Consider the following 18,535-nt stretch of genomic DNA (forward strand, 5'->3'; position numbering starts at 1 on the left):
TACTAGCTTGACTGCCAGTATTGCAGTCAGCAATATTTTAGGTGTTCAACTAAAAGCAGCTGAAAGAGTTGAATTTCATTTTGAGGGTATGACTATACCCATTCCAATAGATGAATTAAATTTATGGAAAGATGATATAAACGATAAAAACGTTGATGAGTTATTAGTTGGTTCTGAAGATAATGATTTGTTTTTTTGGCTTAATTTACTTGGCTTTGAAAGCAGAGAAGCTTTATCTAATTTTCTTGAAACACCGTTAATTAAAGATAAAAGTATGGCTCGACAACTGATGAGGAGTTGGGCAGGCAAGAAGTTACTTGATGAAATAAGTGATCTAGTTACTCTTGATCAAGATAGAACAGGAACTAAAGTTTTTAATACTCTAGAAAATCTTCTAGAAAATCAAGAACAAGTTTCTTTAATTGACCTTCTGAAAGAATTGCCTGCTGAAGTTATTCATTTTGATTTGGATGGTTGGGTTGAAGTAATTAGTACTTGGAGAGATGAATTAAAAAAACAACAAAAATTATTACTTGATTTAAGAAGGCTTTCTAATAAAACAAAACTTGTAGAACTAGAAAATTTTTCTAATACAGGACTTAAGGAAACTTTAAAAGAAACTATGAAGGTTACGGTAGAACATCGTTATGAACCCCTTTTGATTCAAGTTTGGAAGCCTGTCTCTAGAAGTACTACTAGATCTAATTGGATAGTTTTTATGCCTGGTTTAGGAGGAGATCCAAATCATTTTGAATGGCTTGCAAGAAGCCTTAGTCATCAAGGTTGGGAAGTTGTTGTGATTGATCATCCAGGAAGTAATGCCAAGGCAATGTATTCTCTTGTCTTAGGCAGAGACCCATTGCCAGGTAGTGCAGAAGTTTTCTCATATAGATTATCTGACTTAAAAGCTGTAATAAATGCAAAAGAGAAAGGACTCCTAAATATAAAAGGTGAAAACATCGTTTTAATGGGACATTCTTTGGGAGCTTTAATTTCTTTTATGGCTTCGGGTGCTTCACCTCAAATAGGATTAGCGGAAAGATGTGACTATGTACTTAATAATCTTTCTATAACTAATCTTTCAAGGATTTTACAATGTCAAGTATTAAATATTCCATTACCTAATCCACCAAGAATAGATAATTTGGATGCAATTGTAGGTATAAATAGTTTTGGAAACTTATTATGGCCAGATTTTTCAAGTTTAAAAATTAATGTTCCTGTTTTTTTAACAGGGGGTACTTTTGACTTAATTACACCAGCTATCACAGAACAATTAGGACTTTTATTATCAACAAGAAAAAATAACTTTAGTAGAGCTTTAATTATTGAAGGTGCAAGTCATTTCTCCCCTATAAGAGTCCAAGATAAACTTGAAAAAGCAATAGAAAATGACCTTTATCAGTTAAGTGATGCATTAGTTGGTACTCACCCATTCTCTGTCCAAAGTCTATTGGCGTCAGAAATAATTAGATTTCTTGATAATCTTGAAAAAGGTAAAGAATTAAATGTTTCAACAAATAATGCCACAACTAAATTAATCTTTCATGTTCTAGATCAATCAACGACTTCTAAGATATTAAATAACTAATACTTTACTCTTGGGTCTATAAAAGCAATTATGAGGTCTATAGTTAAATTAATAACTACTACTAACGTTGAAATTACTACAATAATACCTTGAACTATAGGATAGTCTCTTTGACTTATTGCTTCTTGAAGACTTAGTGCGATCCCAGGCCAAGAAAAAGTAACTTCTATTAGAAGTGCTCCTCCTATTAATGATGCAATAGTTAATCCTGCAATAGTTAATACAGGGAGTAAAGCATTAGGTAAAGCATGTGCAAATAATATTTGATTATCTTTTATTCCTCGGCTTTTTGCGGCCTCTATATAATTAGTTTTAAGGGTTTTATCTAAATTAACTCTTAGGGAACGACTAAATATTCCACTTAATAATATTCCTAACGTACTTGATGGAAGTATTAGGTGCCTTATAGATGCATTTAATGAAGATATGTCGCCTAGCCTAATACTATCAAATATGAAAAAACCACTTCCTTGAGGTGGTGATAATTGAGGTGGAAAACGACCTCCTACTGGTAACCAACCTAAGATAACTGCGAATAAAAGTTGTATGAGCATTGCCGCCCAGAAGGGGGGTAATGCATACGTGCCAATACCAAATAATCTTCCTACTAGATCTGTTTTGCCTTCTGGATTAGCCACACCGGTGAACCCAACACTAATACCTATTAATGCGGCAATTATTAATGCTATAACTCCTAATTCAATACTTGCAGGTAATGTCTTTGCGATTATTTCTCTCACTGGTTCTTGAGTGTTAAGAGATTCCCCTAAGTCTCCATGGATAAGTCTATTTAAGAAATGAAAATATTGATTAATTAATGGCATATTTAATCCAAGCTTTTCTCTCATTATTTCTCTGGCATTGTCATCAGCGCGATTGCCAAGGATTGCATCAACAGGGTCGCCTGGTGCAATTCTTAGTAGTAAGAAAACAAAAGTTGAAATTAGCCATAACATAACAGGTGCTAGAGATAATCTAACCATTGAATAATTTATAAGATATCTGCTTCTATTCATGCTCTTGTTTTTTAAGGGTTTTAAGAATTAATTTTCCACTTCGATCAAATTTTGGATGAGTAAGATTTATTTGTCCCCATACTTTTGGTTTTACTAGCCAAACAGGCAAAATAGAAGCACCTTCTGCAGCTATTTTTTCTATCATAATAAAACTTTCAAGTCTTTTTTTGCCTGTTAGTAATTCACTTTGATCTAAAATATTTTGAAGATTTTCATTTCCCCAAAAAGTTCCTCCATATACAGCTTCGCCACTTTTACAAATTGTGTTTTCTATTTTTTTGCAATCTAGCAATGGAGATAAATATGCATATGGATCAGGGTAGTCACCTGTCCATCCAAGTATAACCGCATCGTAAACACCTTCTGATAGTTGTTTATAAATAGTCGTTGATTCAACACCATTTAAGGATAGTTTTAGGCATCTAGAAAGATCTCGTTTGATTTGCTCATTCCAAGTTAGTGCTAGTAATTTATCTGCAGGCACATTGGATCGATAGGTAAGAGGTAGTATTAGTTTCTTATTATCACAAAAACCAGCTTTTTTAAATAATCTAATTGCTTCATTAGGATTATATCTTGGCCATATAGATGCTTTTTTGATTTGTAAAATAGGTGGAGTTAAAGTTCTTAAAGGTTCTCTTAGTCCATAACTTACTTTTTTACTAATAAGTTCTCTGTCTATAGAATATGAAAGTGCTTTTCTAATAATTATTTTGTCGAGAAGGTTCGAATTTGAATTTAAAGCAATATATCCTATTTGCATTGCTGGACCTTCTCCTTCAAGGAGAAGATTTTTCTTTGATAGTCTATGAAGTGCAAGCCTATGTCCATCATCGATAGAATTTGATAAAAGAATATCCACCTGCCCTGTGCGAATAGCACTAAACAATGATGTTGAGGTATTAAAACTTACATAATTTATTCCAGAATTAGTTGCTTTTTCTCCCCAGTATTTTTCAAAAACTTCAAATGTTTGCCTCTCAGGGGAGTAATTTTTTAATTTATATGGTCCAGTTCCAATAAAATTATCATTTAGAAACCTATCTGTATGTTCCGAATATGCCTTTGGTGATATTGGAGTGAGATTTATTGATGTAAGTAATCCTTTTATTGAGCTAGAAGGTCTTGTAAGTTTTAATTTAAGAAGATAGGGATTAGTTGCATCTATATTTTTTATTCTTCCGTCAACTATATAATTAAGAGTGCCTATTTTTATAAAACGTTTAATACTAAAAGCCATTGCTTCAGAATTAAAAGGAGTGCCATCATGAAATAGAACATCTTCCCTAAGAGGAATAGAAATTGTTAGTCCATCAGAACTGATTTCAGGTTTATCTTTTGCAAGAATTGGTTTTAAAGAACCATCACTAGCTATGCTATAAAGTGGGTCACCTAAAAGATTTATTATCTGAATAGCTAATAGTTTATTTACTTGTGCTGGATCTAGTGACTCTATTTTCCCTTTGCTTGCAATAGTTATTCTAGAATTATTTGATTTATTTTGTTGGCAAGAAATTTGAGTTATAGCTAATAAAAATATAGATATAGATGTTATTAAAGATTGATAATATTTGATTTTGGTTTTAAATAATTTAACCATTAACTAAGAAAGTTCTTATTTGATAATTTCCTTATAAGATTTAGAAGGCATTGAAATTTCTTTGATAGGTATTTCAAAAACAGGACACCCTGTCGGTAGTAATGGCCATTTTCTTACCCAGCATTTCTGATGCTCATTATCTATCCCAATAATTTGAAAAAAATTTTCATCATTTAATAGTTGTACACAATCACCTTGACTCAGGTTTTCTTTTTTCATAGAAGGATTTGAGTATATTTTCTTACTTTGCTTATTGACTTTTGCCTAAACAAAGGGAAATAAGCTTAGTTTTGGTGGATATTATCCACTTTCTTATAATTAACAATATTCTTTCTTACTTGCCATATTTAACTTTATTTAAAGACAACTTAAATGTGTTGCTACCTTAGTAACCTCATTAAGTTCTTTTATTTTGTCAAGAGAGTCCCTTATTTGCCCCCTAGTTACATTATGAGTAATTATTATTATTTCAGCTTCAGATTCTATGGAATCATATTGGACTATTGATTGAATAGAAACATTTTCCTTGCCGAATACATTACCAATTTGTCCAATAACCCCTGCAGAATCAACCGTGATTAATCGAACATAATTTTTTTGAGGAATTTGACGAGGATCTGCTAATTCGCAATTTCTCCAACGGAAAGCGGATAAAAGAGGGTCTAATGAATTTTTATTTTCTGACATTAGTTTTACACCTGCAATGTTCAAAATATCAGCAACGACTGCTGAGGCAGTAGGTCCGGACCCTGCTCCAGGGCCATAAAACATAACCTCTCCAATTGGATCTCCCTCAATAAGAATGGCATTGTTTACACCATTTACCCCTGAAAGAGGATGTTCTATAGGTACAAGAGTTGGTTCTACTCTTAATGCCACAGATAGTGATGAGTCTTTTGCCTGAGAAATATCTAGATTTTCTGCGATAGCCAATAGCTTAATTTCGTAACCAAGTTTCTGAGCGTATTCAATATCTAGAATTTTAAGATTACTTATGCCTTTGGTAGGTATTTTTGTCCTTTCAATTGCTCCTCCAAAAGCAAGACCACTTAGGATTGCAATTTTATCTGCGGCATCATGACCTTCTACATCAGCTGTGGGGTCTGCTTCAGCATATCCAAGTTGTTGAGCTTCTTTTAAAACATCTTGATAGTTTGCTCCTCCTCGACTCATTTGACTGAGGATGTAATTGGTTGTTCCGTTAATGATTCCAGTTACTTTACTGATGCGGTTACCTCCAAGCGATTGCTTAAGTGGTTCAATAATTGGAATACCTCCACCAACGGCTGCTTCAATCAAGACATAAACCCCAGCCTTATTTGCTTCTTTTGCAATCTCTTCACCATGTCTTGCAATGACAGATTTGTTTGCAGTTACTACTGATTTACCTGCTTCTATAGCACGTAATATCAAGCTTCTTGCTGGTTCAATCCCACCCATTACTTCTACAACCACTTGAACATTGGGATCGTTAATAACCTCTAGTGGGTCATTAGTTAAAATTTTTGAATCTAAAGTGATTGCTCTAGGCTTCTGAAGGCTTTTAACAGCTATTTTTGCAAGATGAATTGATGAGACTAATGGATGTCTTCCCTCAGGAGAATTAACAATATTTGCAACCCCAGTTCCTACAGTTCCAAGTCCAAGAAGTCCTATGCCAATTTTTTTAGTCATAACCTACTTATGAAACTTGTTTGATTAATAACTCTATAAAAGTACTAAGTATCATTTGCAAAAAGTTGCTGCTTGAGTCCTCATTTTAAGAAAGATGTTCATAAAACCATTTGCTCTTGAAGGCGTAAGGCTTTTATTCAGACCTGTTTCTGGAATGAAACTTGGATTAATCTCCATAACTTCTTTAGGAGTTAGATTATTAAGTCCTTTGATAAGAAGAGCTAACATTCCTTTTGTAATTAAGGCATCTGAATACCCTTTCCATAATAACTTTCCTTCGATTAGTTCACCAAAAACATATACCTGTGAAATACATCCTTTTACTTTCATAGACTCACATAAAGAATCTACTGGAATACAAGTAAAATTTTTGGCTAACGAAAGTAAGTATTCATAGCGTTTTCTTGGTTCAGTACAAGATTTCATTCTCAAAACGACTTTATTTATTTCATCACTTCCATAATCTTGTGAACGAGATTCGTTTGGTTCTTCTGCCATAGATCTAGGCTATATACATTTTTTAAAAGCCTAACTAGTAATCAGTATGATTTACTTGGAAAGTGTCTATTTCATTAATCCAACCATCAAAGGGTATATCCCAAGAATCTTTAGGAAGAGGGGTGTTTGAAATACAAGCTTGAGGAATTATTGCTAAGGCTTGTATTTTTCTCCAATTGGGATTACTCCTTAAACGATCAAAGAAGCCTCCCCCATAACCAATTCTAATCCCATTTTTATCTACAGCTAATGCTGGTACTAATAATAATTTAAGTTCATTTGGCTTAAGGGGAGGTTCAGTTAATGGTGCAGGAATGCCACATGCATCTTTCAATAAAGTATTTTTTGACCATTTGTGGTAACTAAGGCCACCATTTTTATTACTAGCTGGTAAGGCTAACGATATTCCTGGCAATTCTTTTAGGGATCTAAGGTCTACTTCACCTTTAAGGGGCCAGTAAATACCAATAATTATTTTTTCTTTTTCTTTTTTTAAAAGAGTATTTATTGTTTTTTCTACTTGGATATAAATTTGCTCCTGAGCAATAGGAAGCACTTTTTCTCTTATTGCAAGACATTTAGACCTTATAATCTTTTTTTCTTTTGATCTATTCATTTTAAATATTAATAATTTTATTGCTGATATAAGCCTGTTAATGCAATAGCTAAAGCATCTGCAGCATCATCTGGACGAGGAGGTCTTTTAAGATTTAGTTCTCTCATTACAGCGTCTAAAACTTCAGGTTTCTTTGCATGTCCTGATCCTGTTACAGCAAGCTTTATTTGCATAGGTGGAAACTCAACAATAGGAATTTTAAAACGGGCAAGTGTCATGATTAAAACCCCTCTGGCTTGTAAAACACTTATTGTTGTACTTGATTTGTAAAAGAAAAATTTTTCTACTGCGGCTAAATCAGGTTGCCATTTTCTTATTAATTGACGAAGATCTTTGCTTATCTCTAACATTCTATCCCCTTCACTGTTCTCTTTGTCAGTTTTTATAATTCCACAATCAAGCATTACTGTTTGGTTATCTTTTGTATCTATAAGTCCATATCCAACTCTTGCAAGTCCTGGATCTATTCCAAGGATTATCAATTGTTTACTCCGATGTTGCTAATTCAAAATCAGCAAGATTATTTTGATCATTTCTATCAAAGATTTTACAAAAAGCTTTGATAACTCGATCACCTGAATCAATTTGTTCTAAAGGATCTTTTCTTAATCTATGTCTCAATGAGCATGAGATTACACGCGCGATATCATCTTCCGAAACTTCTGTACGGCCTTCAAAGGCAGCTAATGCTCTTGATGATCTATTTGTGACAATATCTCCTCTTAGACCGTCTACATCTAACTCTCCACAAATAGCCGAAATGTTTAACCTTAAATCATCATCAATTTGTACATTTGTTAAAAGTTTTTGAGCCGCAACAACTTTTTCCTGTAAAGCATCTTGAGAAGATTTTATAGAGGAGATAAAAGTTTCTGGATCATTGTCAAAAGAAGTTCTTTGATCAACAACTTTAACTCTTAATTCTGGCTCTCTTACTGTTCGAACTTCAACACTCATTCCAAACCTGTCTAGAAGTTGAGGTCTTAGTTCTCCTTCTTCTGGATTGCCTGAGCCAATTAAAACAAATCTTGCTGGGTGTCTTATAGAAATACCTTCTCTTTCAACTGTGTTCCAGCCAGAGGCCGCTGAGTCAAGAAGAACATCCACTAGATGATCATCAAGCAAATTAACTTCATCTACATAAAGCAGCCCTCTATTCGCTTTAGCTAAAAGACCTGGTTCAAAGGCTCTAACTCCTTCGCTAAGTGCTTTTTCAATATCAATTGTTCCACAAAGACGATCTTCAGTTGCACCAAGTGGTAGGTCTACCATAGGAACTTGTTTTTCCTCTATAAGAGGAGTCTCCCCTGCATCTATTTGTTGGAGGACTTCAGTACTTTGAAGATCAGGATCATCTGGCGAACTATTGTAAGGATCTCCTTGTACAACATTAATTCCTGGCAAGAGATCAGCCAATGCTCGGATAGTTGTGGATTTGCCAGTGCCTCTATCTCCCATAATCATTACCCCGCCAATTCGAGGGTCAATTACGTTAAGCAGAAGAGCTAGTTTCATCTCTTCCTGGCCAATTACTGCTGCAAAAGGGAACACCCTTCGCTTGCTTGATGAACTCACTGGTTAATTGTTTCTCTTGGAATGGATTGTTTCATAAGGGGGTTACCTAAGACTTGTTTTTTTATTAAAAAGCTTGATAAAGCAATCTTTTTAATTCATTCATTATAATTTCATTCAATCTTTTTTGGATAGATTAGTTATTGAGGCAGCTAGTTTCTGGATAATTCTCGATGCCTTTGGATCATTAACAGGAGTTTGGACAATAAATCCAGCAAATATATTTGAAGCGTTTGGCATCTGTATTATTGCTGCGTCAGCAAATGAAAGTCCTAGGATCCCTGTTTTGTTAAATACTCGAAAGCCTTTTTTTAAAAGCGTGTAATCAATTTCCCTTTGCTCAAGATTTAATCCTTTAAGCAGGCCTTCAGGTATAAGACTATTTGTGATTGATGTACTTAAAACTTCCCTGAAAAGATCTCTAGACTTTAGGCTAAGAAAATTTCCATCATTAGCTAATTTCAAAGCTTTTACGAGGTTTTGAACTGTTGTTTTGTTAGTACCTTTTGAATCAGGCAAGAGACTGTTTATTTTTGTTTGATTAAGTTTGAGTTTGTCTAGTTTATTCCTTAATTTTCTTATTCCTCCTAATCTTTCTATTAGAAGATTAGTTGCTGTATTATCACTAACTCTTATCATCTCTGTTGCAACTTTGAACAATGGAAATTCTTTTCCTATAGGTTCATATCTCATCCATCCTGAACCTTCAGCAATTATATCTGGTGTAATCGTTAACTTTTCATCCCATTGCAACTTCCCTTTATCTATCATTTCTAGGCACAATAATAAAATGTATATATTTATAGTACTTCCACTAGGAAGTATTTTATTTGGATTTAAAGTTAAGGACTGACCATTTTCTAGTAAAACATAACCACTTATTTCTATATCTCTATTGGCAGAATCTATTTTATCCCACTCTTTTTTAACTTCATCTATATTATAGTATTTTATATTTAAATTCTTAAGAGATTTATTACTTATATTTGTTATGGAATCTACCTTTTTAGTTTGTTTATTGATCGGCACATTTTTCAGTGCTGTTCCTACTAAAACTCCTATAGTTATTCCTGACAAACAAAGTTGGAAGATTATCTTTGGAAGCTTGTTGGATTGTTTTTTATACAAATTGTTGCGATAATTTTTCAAATAACCTCCTTTTGATTAAGGGTTTACTTGGTTTTTTTGTGAAACCATCTTAATTGCCTTAAAATTCCTCTGATTAAGGCAATCTCATCTGATCTTACTTCGCCTCTTTGAAGTAACACTTGTATCTTTGACATTCTTGATTTAGCAGTATGTTTGTGTAGAAAACCTATTTCTAGTAAGAGTTTTTTTGCATCCTCAATAAAGTTATTTAATTCTATTGCTGGGGCATATTCAATTAGAGAATCATTTTCTAAGAAAGAAAATTCATTTTTAGAAGTGTATAAATTATTGAGAATAATTGCTACTGCATGTGAGAGGTTAAGAGATGGATAGTCTTTTGATGTTTGTATTGAAATGACTTTCTGTGCCAATAGAAGTTCAGTATTTGAAAGTCCTCTGTCTTCTCTTCCAAAAACCAAAGCAATTGGTTTGTTTGTAGATTTTTTAAGAATCCACTCTAAAACATGTTTGGAAGAATTTAGAGGGATACTTTTCCCATGATCAATACGACCACAAGTAGCAATGATGTGACCACAATCTTCTACTGCATCTATTAATTCTTTATATATTTTTGCATTCTCAAGAAATGATTTGCCATGCATGGCCATCTTTAATGAATCGGGACTTAATGGATCACAACGTGGAGAAACTAGTCTTAATTCATTAACATCAAAATTCTTACAAAGTCTGGCTATGCTCCCTAAGTTAATTTCTCCTATTGGCTCTACTAAGATTATTTTGACGTCAATCTTTCTTTTATCCACAATTAGTTCTCTAACGAATGGAGATAAGTAAGTAGGTCTGACATGGATTGAGGGTCCATTTCAAAACTAGGCATTGGAGGGGTGAGACCTTTTATTACTTGAATAATTATCTTCTTATCATTTAGCTCTTTAGTTACATTATGTAGATCAGGTCCAACAAGTCCTTGTGCTGAGATCCCATGACAACCTACACAATTCATTCGGAATAAATTGTTTCCTTTATTTATTGAACCGGTGAGACTTAATGCTTTTTCTATATATGGATCTTCAGGTGCACCCCAAACAAGTAGTGAAATTATCATAATGCAGGAAATCACACTGATTATCAAAAGAAATTTGAATCCCTTTTGAGACTTTTCTTCTTTTACTGCTCCAATTGATGAAGTAATTTTCACGAAATGATCGCTAACATGAAACAATTGTGATTAATACTCTCACTTTTTGCTAGCAAATGATTGAACCGTTGCTTTGTGGCATTGTTTTAGGCTTAGTACCTATTACGATTTTAGGCTTATTTGTGAGTGCTTGGAACCAATATCGTAGAGGTGGTTCTATTCCGGATTGGGAGTGAGGAAAAATAATTTAATTTCCCCATAATTTTTTTCGGTTTTTAAAGACCATTCAGAGGGGATATGAAATATTGTTTTTTTTGAGGTTTCACAAATAGCAATAGCATTTTCTTTTACCCAGTCACCTTTTATAAGATTCTTAAGAACAGAAGAATATAAATTGAGTTTGAAAGGTGGATCTATATAAATTAGATCAAATTTATTTTGTTTTTGGTAGTTTTGCTTTAATAGATTTATTAAATATTTCTTAAAACCTAGTTTTAATAGTTTGTTTGCCTCTGAGTTGATAATATTTACATGCACATTGTGGTTCTCACTATTTGAAATGGATAAGATATTTTCTTTACAGGTTTTATAGTTTGTCTTGTTAAGTTCAACTGCTAGTATAGCTTTTGCTCCTTTTTGTATGGCTTCACAACTCATAATTCCACTACCACTAAAAAGATCAAGCCAATTAGCATCTTTAAGTTTTTCTTGAAGTATGTTCATTACAGCTTCTCTAACAATAGAGGTTGTAGGTCGTACTAATTTACCTGTAGGACTTTTAATTTTCCTGCCATTTATTAGCCTCAGTTGTGATTTCAATGTGAGTTAGTTATTAAGATCAGTTTTCAACCAAGATAGCCATTGTTTTAGCAATAATTCACCTGATTTGCCAGATTTTTCTGGATGAAATTGACATGCGGCTAATTTATTTCTCCAAATTATTGCTGTAACTTGTGTGCTTCCAAAATCAATTGTTGCTGCGATATCTTTTTTATTAGATGGCATTACTGCAAATGAATGTACAAAATACATCCATTGAGGATCGTTGTTTTTTGTAAATAAAGGGCAGTGTTTACTCTGGTTAAGTAAGGCCCATCCAATGTGAGGAATATGTTGATTTTGATTGGTGGGCAAATTCGATACCTTGCCTTTTATCAAACCTAATCCTTGAGCATTTCCTTCTTCGCTAAATTCAAATAACAATTGAAGTCCCAAGCATATACCTAAAAGAGGTTTGTCATTTAAGACCCAGCTTTGTATTTCTGGAATGAGTTTGGTGTCTTCTAGATTCCTCATGGCTGGTCTAAATGAACCAACACCTGGGAGGATTAATGCATTGCAAAGCTTAATATCACTTGGATCTTTGACTATAGTTATATTTTGTCCGAGCCTATTGAATGACCTTTCTACTGAATGTAGATTTCCCATCCCATAATCTATAAGTCCAATATTGATTACCACTTGCAGAATGAATTTTTTCTAAGAGATCTTTATAGGTGTTTGGAAACAGTTCCTGAAAGGGTTGCTTTAGGAACTGCTCCAACAACAGTATCAACCTTTTGACCACCTTTGAAAATCATTAATGTTGGAATGCTTCGAATCCCATACTGGCTGGCAACATTGGGATTTTCATCTGTATTAAGTTTGCATACTTTTATTTTCCCTTCGAAATCTTTTGATATTTCATCAACTATTGGGGAGACCATCCTGCATGGGCCGCACCAGGGAGCCCAAAAATCAACAAGTACGGGCAAACTACTTTGAAGAACTTCCTGCTCAAAAGAAGAATCAGTAACAGCACTGGCGCTAGACATACAATTAAAAGTTACTAAAAAGAATCATATGTCATTTATTTTGCCTGAGAAAATGATTCTTGCCATTACTTGTATTTATTTGAACTTTAAAAGGCGACTCTGGATATCTTCTGGTTACATACTTCCTAAGGAGTTAATACAAACGCAATAGACAACCTAAGTAGAAATTGTTTTTTTTGCTGGGTTATTTTTATTTAATAGACTAGAGCTGATTATATTTGGCAAGTTATTTGCCCATTCCTAGTTGCTGTGCTTTTTGGTATACCTTGCCTTCTGAGAGTAAAGATGGGGCGATTACTACTTCAACTTCTTGCATTTCTTTAATGCTTTGTGCACCAAGGGTCCCCATTGAAGTTTTTAATGCACCAAGAAGATTGTGTGTTCCATCATCTAAGGTTGCTGGTCCTTTTAGTATCTTTTCTAATGTTCCTGTTGAACCAACTTTAATTCTGGTCCCTCTTGGCAGTAGAGGACTTGGAGTTGCCATTCCCCAGTGATAACCATTCCCAGGAGCTTCTTCCGCTCTAGCAATTGGAGAACCAATCATCACCCCATCTGCTCCGCAAGCAATGCATTTGCATATATCACCCCCGGTAATTATTCCGCCATCGGCAATTATTGGAATATATTTGTTTGATTCTTTTTGGAATTCATCTCTTGCTGACGCACAGTCTGCAATAGCAGTTGCTTGAGGTACTCCAACGCCTAATACTCCTCTAGAAGTACAGGCAGCCCCAGGCCCAATGCCAACAAGAACTCCTGAAGCGCCAGCCCTCATGAGATTTAGAGCTACATCATAAGTAACACAATTCCCAACCATGACAGGGATATCAAGACTTTGGCATAGATTTGAAATGTCAAGATTTTGTTGATTCTTTTTGCCAATATGTTCAGTGGATACAACAGTAGCTTGAAGAAAAAAGATGTCTGCGCCTGCTTCTTCGATTGTTTTTTGAAAATTTATAGCAGCTAAAGGAGTTCCACTAACAGCTGCTATTCCTCCTTTTTCTTTTATTTCTTTTATTCTTTTTTTTATTAATGCTTCTTTTATTGGTTGACTATAGATTTCTTGCATAAGGGGTACAAACCCATCTTTTCCAATAGAAGTAATTCGATTTAATACTTCTTCAGGGTTTTCGTATCTCGTTTGTACTCCTTCTAGGTTTAAAACCCCAAGCGCCCCTAATTTTGAAAGGGAAACTGCCATACTGACGTCCACAACTCCATCCATTGCACTTGCAATAATCGGGACTTCTAAATTTATCCCTCCAAGACTTAAATTGGTATCAGTATTTTCAGGGTCAACCGTTTTACCTCCAGGTACAAGAGCTATTTCGTCTATGCCATAGGCTCGACGAACTTGTTTTGAGCGGCCAAGTTGGATATTCACATTAGGTATCAATAGGTTTTGTAAAAGCTACCAACTAAAAACATTAGATGGTTGGAAATTGAGGATTGTTATTGGAGATTATCCTTATAGCGTTCGTAAGTGAATGAAAAGTTTCTTAATCAGCATCTTTTTTTAATGGCCAGAAGTAATAATTGTCTTATTAAACTGTGAGATCAGTTTCGATTTCTTGAGTTAAGTCCTTTTTGAATTCAATTGTTTAAAAATCTGTAACCATCAATTTTTATAGCAGGATCAAGGGGGGGCAAGCTTTAAATAATTCTGATGAAATTTATATGTGTGATATCTAACTGTAATTCTTATGATGTATTTAGATTTTACTTCTAATTAAAAGATCTTATAGAGATAGTTAAAATATAGAGTTTAAAATATTCTAATAGGTTTAAATTAGTGTGTTAGTTAGTTTAATTTTAATAAATTCTTCTCTAAGAAGAAGACTATTTCTCAGTAAATAGCAATAGTTTAATGTTTATTTTCTTAATTTATAGTAAAAAGTAATGTGTTGGATTCTTTAATTTAATTTATATATGCTTTTGTCTTATGGAGTTATGAGTTGTGATGATATCAAATCATGCGAATAAATTTAATTTTTTACTCTAACAATTAAGCTTATTTCAAGATAAAATAACTTCAATGGTCAAAATTATTTTGCATGGCTGATCCAACGGAACTCAATAATAGTGTTCCAGATGAATTTGAAGATCGGATCATCCAGACAGACCTTCGCAGTGAGATGTCTCGTTCCTATTTGGAATATGCGATGAGTGTGATTGTTGGCAGAGCGTTGCCAGATGCAAGAGATGGTTTGAAACCGGTTCATCGCAGAATCCTTTATGCCATGTATGAATTGGGATTGACTAGTGATAGGCCTTATAGGAAATGTGCAAGAGTTGTTGGAGAGGTTTTAGGTAAATATCATCCGCATGGTGACACTGCTGTTTATGACGCTTTGGTCCGAATGGCTCAAGATTTTTCCATGCAAATGCCTTTGGTAGATGGACATGGGAATTTTGGTTCTATAGATAATGATCCTCCTGCAGCAATGAGGTATACAGAATCTCGTCTTAAAGCTCTAACTCAGGATGGTCTATTAGAGGATATAGAATCTGAAACAGTTGAATTTTTAGATAATTTTGATGGTTCACAACAAGAACCATCTGTATTGCCGGCAAGGATTCCACAGCTTTTACTTAATGGCTCTTCTGGCATTGCTGTTGGAATGGCTACAAATATTCCTCCACATAATCTTGGAGAAATAATTGATGGATTGATGGCTTTGATATCCAATCAAGAACTTTCTGATCAAGAATTAATGAAAATAATTCCAGGCCCAGATTTTCCTACTGGAGGACAGATCCTCGGTAGAAGTGGAATTAGAGAAACATATCTTTCTGGGAGAGGTTCTGTAACCATGAGAGGGGTCGCGGAAATAGAAACTATTGAAAATAAGGGGAGGCCTGATAGAGATGCAATTGTGATAACCCAATTGCCTTATCAAACAAATAAAGCTGCTTTGATAGAACGTATTGCTTATATGGTTAATGATAAAAAGCTTGAAGGCATATCTGATATTAGAGATGAAAGTGATCGTGATGGTATGAGGATAGTGGTAGAGCTAAGGCGAGATTCTTATCCCCAGGTTGTTTTGAATAACCTATTTAAATTAACTCCTTTGCAGTCAAATTTTAGTGCAAATATGCTTGCTTTGGTTGATGGTGAGCCTATAACACTATCATTGCTCAAAATGTTACATGTTTTCTTAGATTTTCGAGTAGAGACAATTGAAAAAAGAACTCGTTATCTATTAAGAAAAGCAGAAGAAAGGAACCATCTTCTTTTAGGACTTTTACTTGCATTAGATCAACTTGATGAGATTATTTCTTTAATACGTTCAGCTCCTGATACTTCAGTAGCTAAGAAAAAATTGCAAGAAGTTCATGGATTAACAGATGTTCAAGCAGACGCTATATTGCAAATGCAATTAAGGAGATTAACTGCTTTAGAGTCTGACAAAATAAGACTTGAACATGAGGATCTTTTAAAAAAGATAGAAGATTTTAATGATATTTTAGCTAATAAGAATAGAGTTTACGAAATCATTAAATCAGAATTATCTTATATAAGAGATAAGTATTATCTTCCTAGAAGAACAGAGATTTTAGATTTAGGAAGTGGGCTTGAAGATATAGATTTAATTGCAAATGAAAGGTCAGTTGTATTGTTAACAGAAACTGGTTATTTCAAAAGAATGCCTGTTAATGAATTTGAGTCTACAAGTCGAGGAACAAGAGGTAAGTCTGGGACTAGAAGTCAAGGAGAAGAGGAAGTTAAGTTATTTATTAGTTGTAATGACCATGACAACCTTTTGCTTTTTAGTGATAGAGGAGTTGTCTATTCAGTGCCAGCTTATAGGGTTCCTCAATGCAGCAGAGCTGCAAAAGGAACTCCAGTTGTTCAGCTTTTGCCAATACCACGAGAAGAAGCAATTACTTCTATAATTTCAGTGGCTTCATTTGATGACGATAATCATTTATTAATGCTGACTAATGGAGGTTTTATTAAAAGGACATCAGTTTCAGCTTTTAATAAAATCAGAGCAAATGGTTTGATTTCTATAAGTCTTGAGGACGGGGATGCACTTAGATGGGTGAGATTGGCTTCTTCAGGCGATAGTGTATTAATTGGATCAAAAAATGGTATGACTATCCATTTCCGTATAAATGATGCTGAACTTAGACCCTTGGGAAGAACTGCTAGAGGAGTTAGATCAATGAATTTGCGTCAAGGAGATTCGTTGGTAAGTATGGATGTACTTTCTCAGGAGCTTGCTGACAAGGTAGCTGATATATCTCAAGAAAATGAACTTTCTACAACCAATGAATATGAAGGCCCTTGGGTTTTGGTCGCTTCGGCTGATGGATTAGGGAAAAGAGTTCCAATTACTCAATTTAGACTTCAAAAACGATCTGGCATGGGCTTACGTGCTATCAAATTTAGAAATCAAGATGATGAATTAGTTGGACTAAAAGTTTTAGGAAAAGGAGAAGAGCTTTTACTAGTTAGTGAAAAAGGTGTAATTGTTAGAACAAGTGCTGATCAAATCTCACAACAGTCACGAGCTGCTACTGGAGTTAGACTCCAGCGCTTAGATTTAGGAGATCATTTAGCTGAGGTTGTTTTAGTACCACCTCAACAAGTAGAACAAGAAAATAATGATGAAGTTACAGGCACTGATCAATCTGTGTTAAAAGATTCTCCTGAAAGTTGAAATTGAAAAAATGTTCAGATGTATTGGTTATGGGCGCAGGACCTGCTGCTCTTTGCATTGCCTCTGAATTGATTGAACAAGGATTGAATGTAAGTGCGTTAGCCTCACATTCTCCTGAAAAGCCTTGGCCTAATACCTATGGAATCTGGGCTGAAGAGCTTGAATCGCTAGGGATAGCAAGTCTTTTAGGTCATCGGTGGAAAAATACGGTTAGTTATTTTGGGGATGGTCAAAATAATGATGGGAATCACCTTGTTACTCATTGTTTTGATTATGGACTTTTTGACCAAGCAGCTTTTCAGAATGAGCTGTTAAAAAAATGCCTTGGTCTTGAATGGAGTATAGAAACGGCTAAAAATATTAGATATACAGATGAAATAACCGAAGTGATATGCTCTTCAGGAAATACATATCGAGCTAGAGTAGTTATTGATGCTAGTGGACATAGGTCACCGTTTATTCGACGTTCTTATAAAGAGGATGTTGCACAACAATCAGCATATGGAATTGTTGGAAGATTTAGTTGCCCACCTGTTGATAAAGATCAATTTGTTCTTATGGACTTTCGCCCGGACCATTTGACAAATGAACAATTAAAGGAGCCACCTACGTTTTTGTATGCAATGGATTTTGGTGAGGGAGTTTTTTTTGTAGAAGAAACCTCTCTTGCTTTTTCACCCCCAGTTTCATGGAATACTTTGAAGGAGAGATTACTTGCAAGACTATCAAGTCGTGGAATTAAAGTTTTAGAAGTAATGCATGAAGAATATTGTTTGTTTCCAATGAATCTTCCTTTGCCTGATAGGAATCAAGCTTTACTTGCTTTTGGTGGCTCAGCCAGTATGGTACATCCTGCTTCTGGTTATATGGTAGGAGCACTTTTGAGAAGATCTCCTTCACTGGCTCGACAACTATCAAAATCATTGTCAATAGACCCTCCTTTAGATTCAAAGGCCTTGGCTAAAGAAGGTTGGAGAGTTCTATGGTCTAATGAATTAATACAAAGACATAGGTTATATCAATTTGGTTTAAATCGTTTGATGAGTTTTGATGAGGCTCTGTTGAGAACTTTTTTTGCTACCTTTTTTAAATTATCTAAGAAAGATTGGTCGAGATTTCTTGCCAATACATTGCCTCTTCATGAATTGATAATAGTAATGTTGAAGCTTTTTACATTAGCTCCATTAAAGATAAAATTAGGGATGATTGGGATAGTTAAAAATTAATGTT

The 18,535-nt window shown here is 34.4% G+C and carries 19 protein-coding genes; 4 read left to right on the forward strand and 15 right to left on the reverse strand.

Annotated features, from left to right (window positions below; translation table 11 throughout):
• Nucleotides 1-7 precede the first annotated feature (7 nt).
• Entirely contained in the window at nt 8-1,591 is a 1,584-nt protein-coding gene (locus tag O5636_RS00855) for an alpha/beta hydrolase (protein WP_269622745.1), read from the forward strand.
• On the opposite strand, the gene O5636_RS00860 is transcribed toward O5636_RS00855, so the two are convergent.
• The 11 genes from O5636_RS00860 to O5636_RS00910 form a co-directional block, all read right to left on the reverse strand.
• Entirely contained in the window at nt 1,588-2,607 is a 1,020-nt protein-coding gene (locus O5636_RS00860) for an ABC transporter permease (RefSeq protein ID WP_269622746.1), read from the reverse strand. The two genes, O5636_RS00855 and O5636_RS00860, sit on opposite strands and share 4 nt — an antisense overlap.
• On the reverse strand, nt 2,600-4,207 hold the full coding sequence (locus tag O5636_RS00865) for an ABC transporter substrate-binding protein (protein WP_269622747.1): 1,608 nt from the start codon (nt 4,205-4,207) through the stop codon (nt 2,600-2,602). The genes O5636_RS00860 and O5636_RS00865 overlap by 8 nt, the downstream gene beginning before the upstream one ends.
• Before the next feature lie 15 nt (nt 4,208-4,222).
• Nucleotides 4,223-4,426: a hypothetical protein gene (locus O5636_RS00870; protein ID WP_269622748.1), complete on the reverse strand. Its 204-nt coding sequence runs from the start codon at nt 4,424-4,426 to the stop codon at nt 4,223-4,225.
• 138 nt (nt 4,427-4,564) lie between these two features.
• Nucleotides 4,565-5,881: a homoserine dehydrogenase gene (locus tag O5636_RS00875; protein WP_269622749.1), complete on the reverse strand. Its 1,317-nt coding sequence runs from the start codon at nt 5,879-5,881 to the stop codon at nt 4,565-4,567.
• A gap of 51 nt (nt 5,882-5,932) precedes the next feature.
• The gene (locus O5636_RS00880) at nt 5,933-6,379 is read right to left on the reverse strand and encodes a SufE family protein (RefSeq protein ID WP_269622750.1); all 447 of its coding nucleotides are present in this window, start codon (nt 6,377-6,379) and stop codon (nt 5,933-5,935) included.
• Nucleotides 6,380-6,413: 34 nt separating this feature from the next.
• Nucleotides 6,414-6,995: a 5-formyltetrahydrofolate cyclo-ligase gene (locus tag O5636_RS00885; protein WP_269622751.1), complete on the reverse strand. Its 582-nt coding sequence runs from the start codon at nt 6,993-6,995 to the stop codon at nt 6,414-6,416.
• A gap of 17 nt (nt 6,996-7,012) precedes the next feature.
• Entirely contained in the window at nt 7,013-7,477 is a 465-nt protein-coding gene (ruvC, locus tag O5636_RS00890) for a crossover junction endodeoxyribonuclease RuvC (protein WP_269622752.1), read from the reverse strand.
• Nucleotides 7,478-7,481: 4 nt separating this feature from the next.
• Nucleotides 7,482-8,570: a magnesium chelatase ATPase subunit I gene (gene bchI, locus O5636_RS00895; protein ID WP_269622753.1), complete on the reverse strand. Its 1,089-nt coding sequence runs from the start codon at nt 8,568-8,570 to the stop codon at nt 7,482-7,484.
• Between the two features lie 114 nt (nt 8,571-8,684).
• On the reverse strand, nt 8,685-9,644 hold the full coding sequence (locus tag O5636_RS00900) for a serine hydrolase (RefSeq protein ID WP_269622754.1): 960 nt from the start codon (nt 9,642-9,644) through the stop codon (nt 8,685-8,687).
• A gap of 95 nt (nt 9,645-9,739) precedes the next feature.
• Entirely contained in the window at nt 9,740-10,480 is a 741-nt protein-coding gene (locus tag O5636_RS00905) for an RNA methyltransferase (RefSeq protein WP_269622755.1), read from the reverse strand.
• A 2-nt stretch (nt 10,481-10,482) separates the two neighbouring features.
• On the reverse strand, nt 10,483-10,875 hold the full coding sequence (locus tag O5636_RS00910; protein WP_420063774.1) for a c-type cytochrome: 393 nt from the start codon (nt 10,873-10,875) through the stop codon (nt 10,483-10,485).
• 56 nt (nt 10,876-10,931) lie between these two features.
• Between O5636_RS00910 and petG the strand changes: the two genes are divergently transcribed.
• On the forward strand, nt 10,932-11,051 hold the full coding sequence (petG, locus tag O5636_RS00915) for a cytochrome b6-f complex subunit V (RefSeq protein ID WP_269622756.1): 120 nt from the start codon (nt 10,932-10,934) through the stop codon (nt 11,049-11,051).
• Here the strand turns inward: petG and rsmD are convergent.
• The 4 genes from rsmD to O5636_RS00935 form a co-directional block, all read right to left on the reverse strand.
• Complete coding sequence (gene rsmD / locus O5636_RS00920; protein ID WP_269622757.1) at nt 11,032-11,634, reverse strand: 16S rRNA (guanine(966)-N(2))-methyltransferase RsmD; 603 nt, start codon at nt 11,632-11,634, stop codon at nt 11,032-11,034. The genes petG and rsmD overlap by 20 nt on opposite strands.
• 6 nt (nt 11,635-11,640) lie before the next feature.
• A complete protein-coding gene (gene hisH, locus O5636_RS00925) occupies nt 11,641-12,276 on the reverse strand; it encodes an imidazole glycerol phosphate synthase subunit HisH (RefSeq protein ID WP_269622758.1) in 636 nt (211 codons plus the stop codon).
• Between the two features lie 29 nt (nt 12,277-12,305).
• Nucleotides 12,306-12,629, reverse strand: a complete 324-nt coding sequence (gene trxA / locus O5636_RS00930) for a thioredoxin (RefSeq protein ID WP_269622759.1) — start codon at nt 12,627-12,629, stop codon at nt 12,306-12,308.
• A 226-nt stretch (nt 12,630-12,855) separates the two neighbouring features.
• Nucleotides 12,856-14,019, reverse strand: a complete 1,164-nt coding sequence (locus tag O5636_RS00935) for a GuaB3 family IMP dehydrogenase-related protein (RefSeq protein WP_269622760.1) — start codon at nt 14,017-14,019, stop codon at nt 12,856-12,858.
• Between the two features lie 670 nt (nt 14,020-14,689).
• Between O5636_RS00935 and gyrA the strand changes: the two genes are divergently transcribed.
• Nucleotides 14,690-17,305, forward strand: a complete 2,616-nt coding sequence (gene gyrA / locus O5636_RS00940; protein ID WP_269622761.1) for a DNA gyrase subunit A — start codon at nt 14,690-14,692, stop codon at nt 17,303-17,305.
• Nucleotides 17,302-18,531, forward strand: a complete 1,230-nt coding sequence (gene crtL / locus O5636_RS00945) for a lycopene beta cyclase (RefSeq protein WP_420063775.1) — start codon at nt 17,302-17,304, stop codon at nt 18,529-18,531. The genes gyrA and crtL overlap by 4 nt, the downstream gene beginning before the upstream one ends.
• Nucleotides 18,532-18,535: the final 4 nt, after the last annotated feature.

This window comes from Prochlorococcus marinus str. MIT 0918, from assembly GCF_027359415.1.
In the GTDB taxonomy this organism is placed as follows: Bacteria; Cyanobacteriota; Cyanobacteriia; order PCC-6307; family Cyanobiaceae; genus Prochlorococcus_E; species Prochlorococcus_E marinus_C.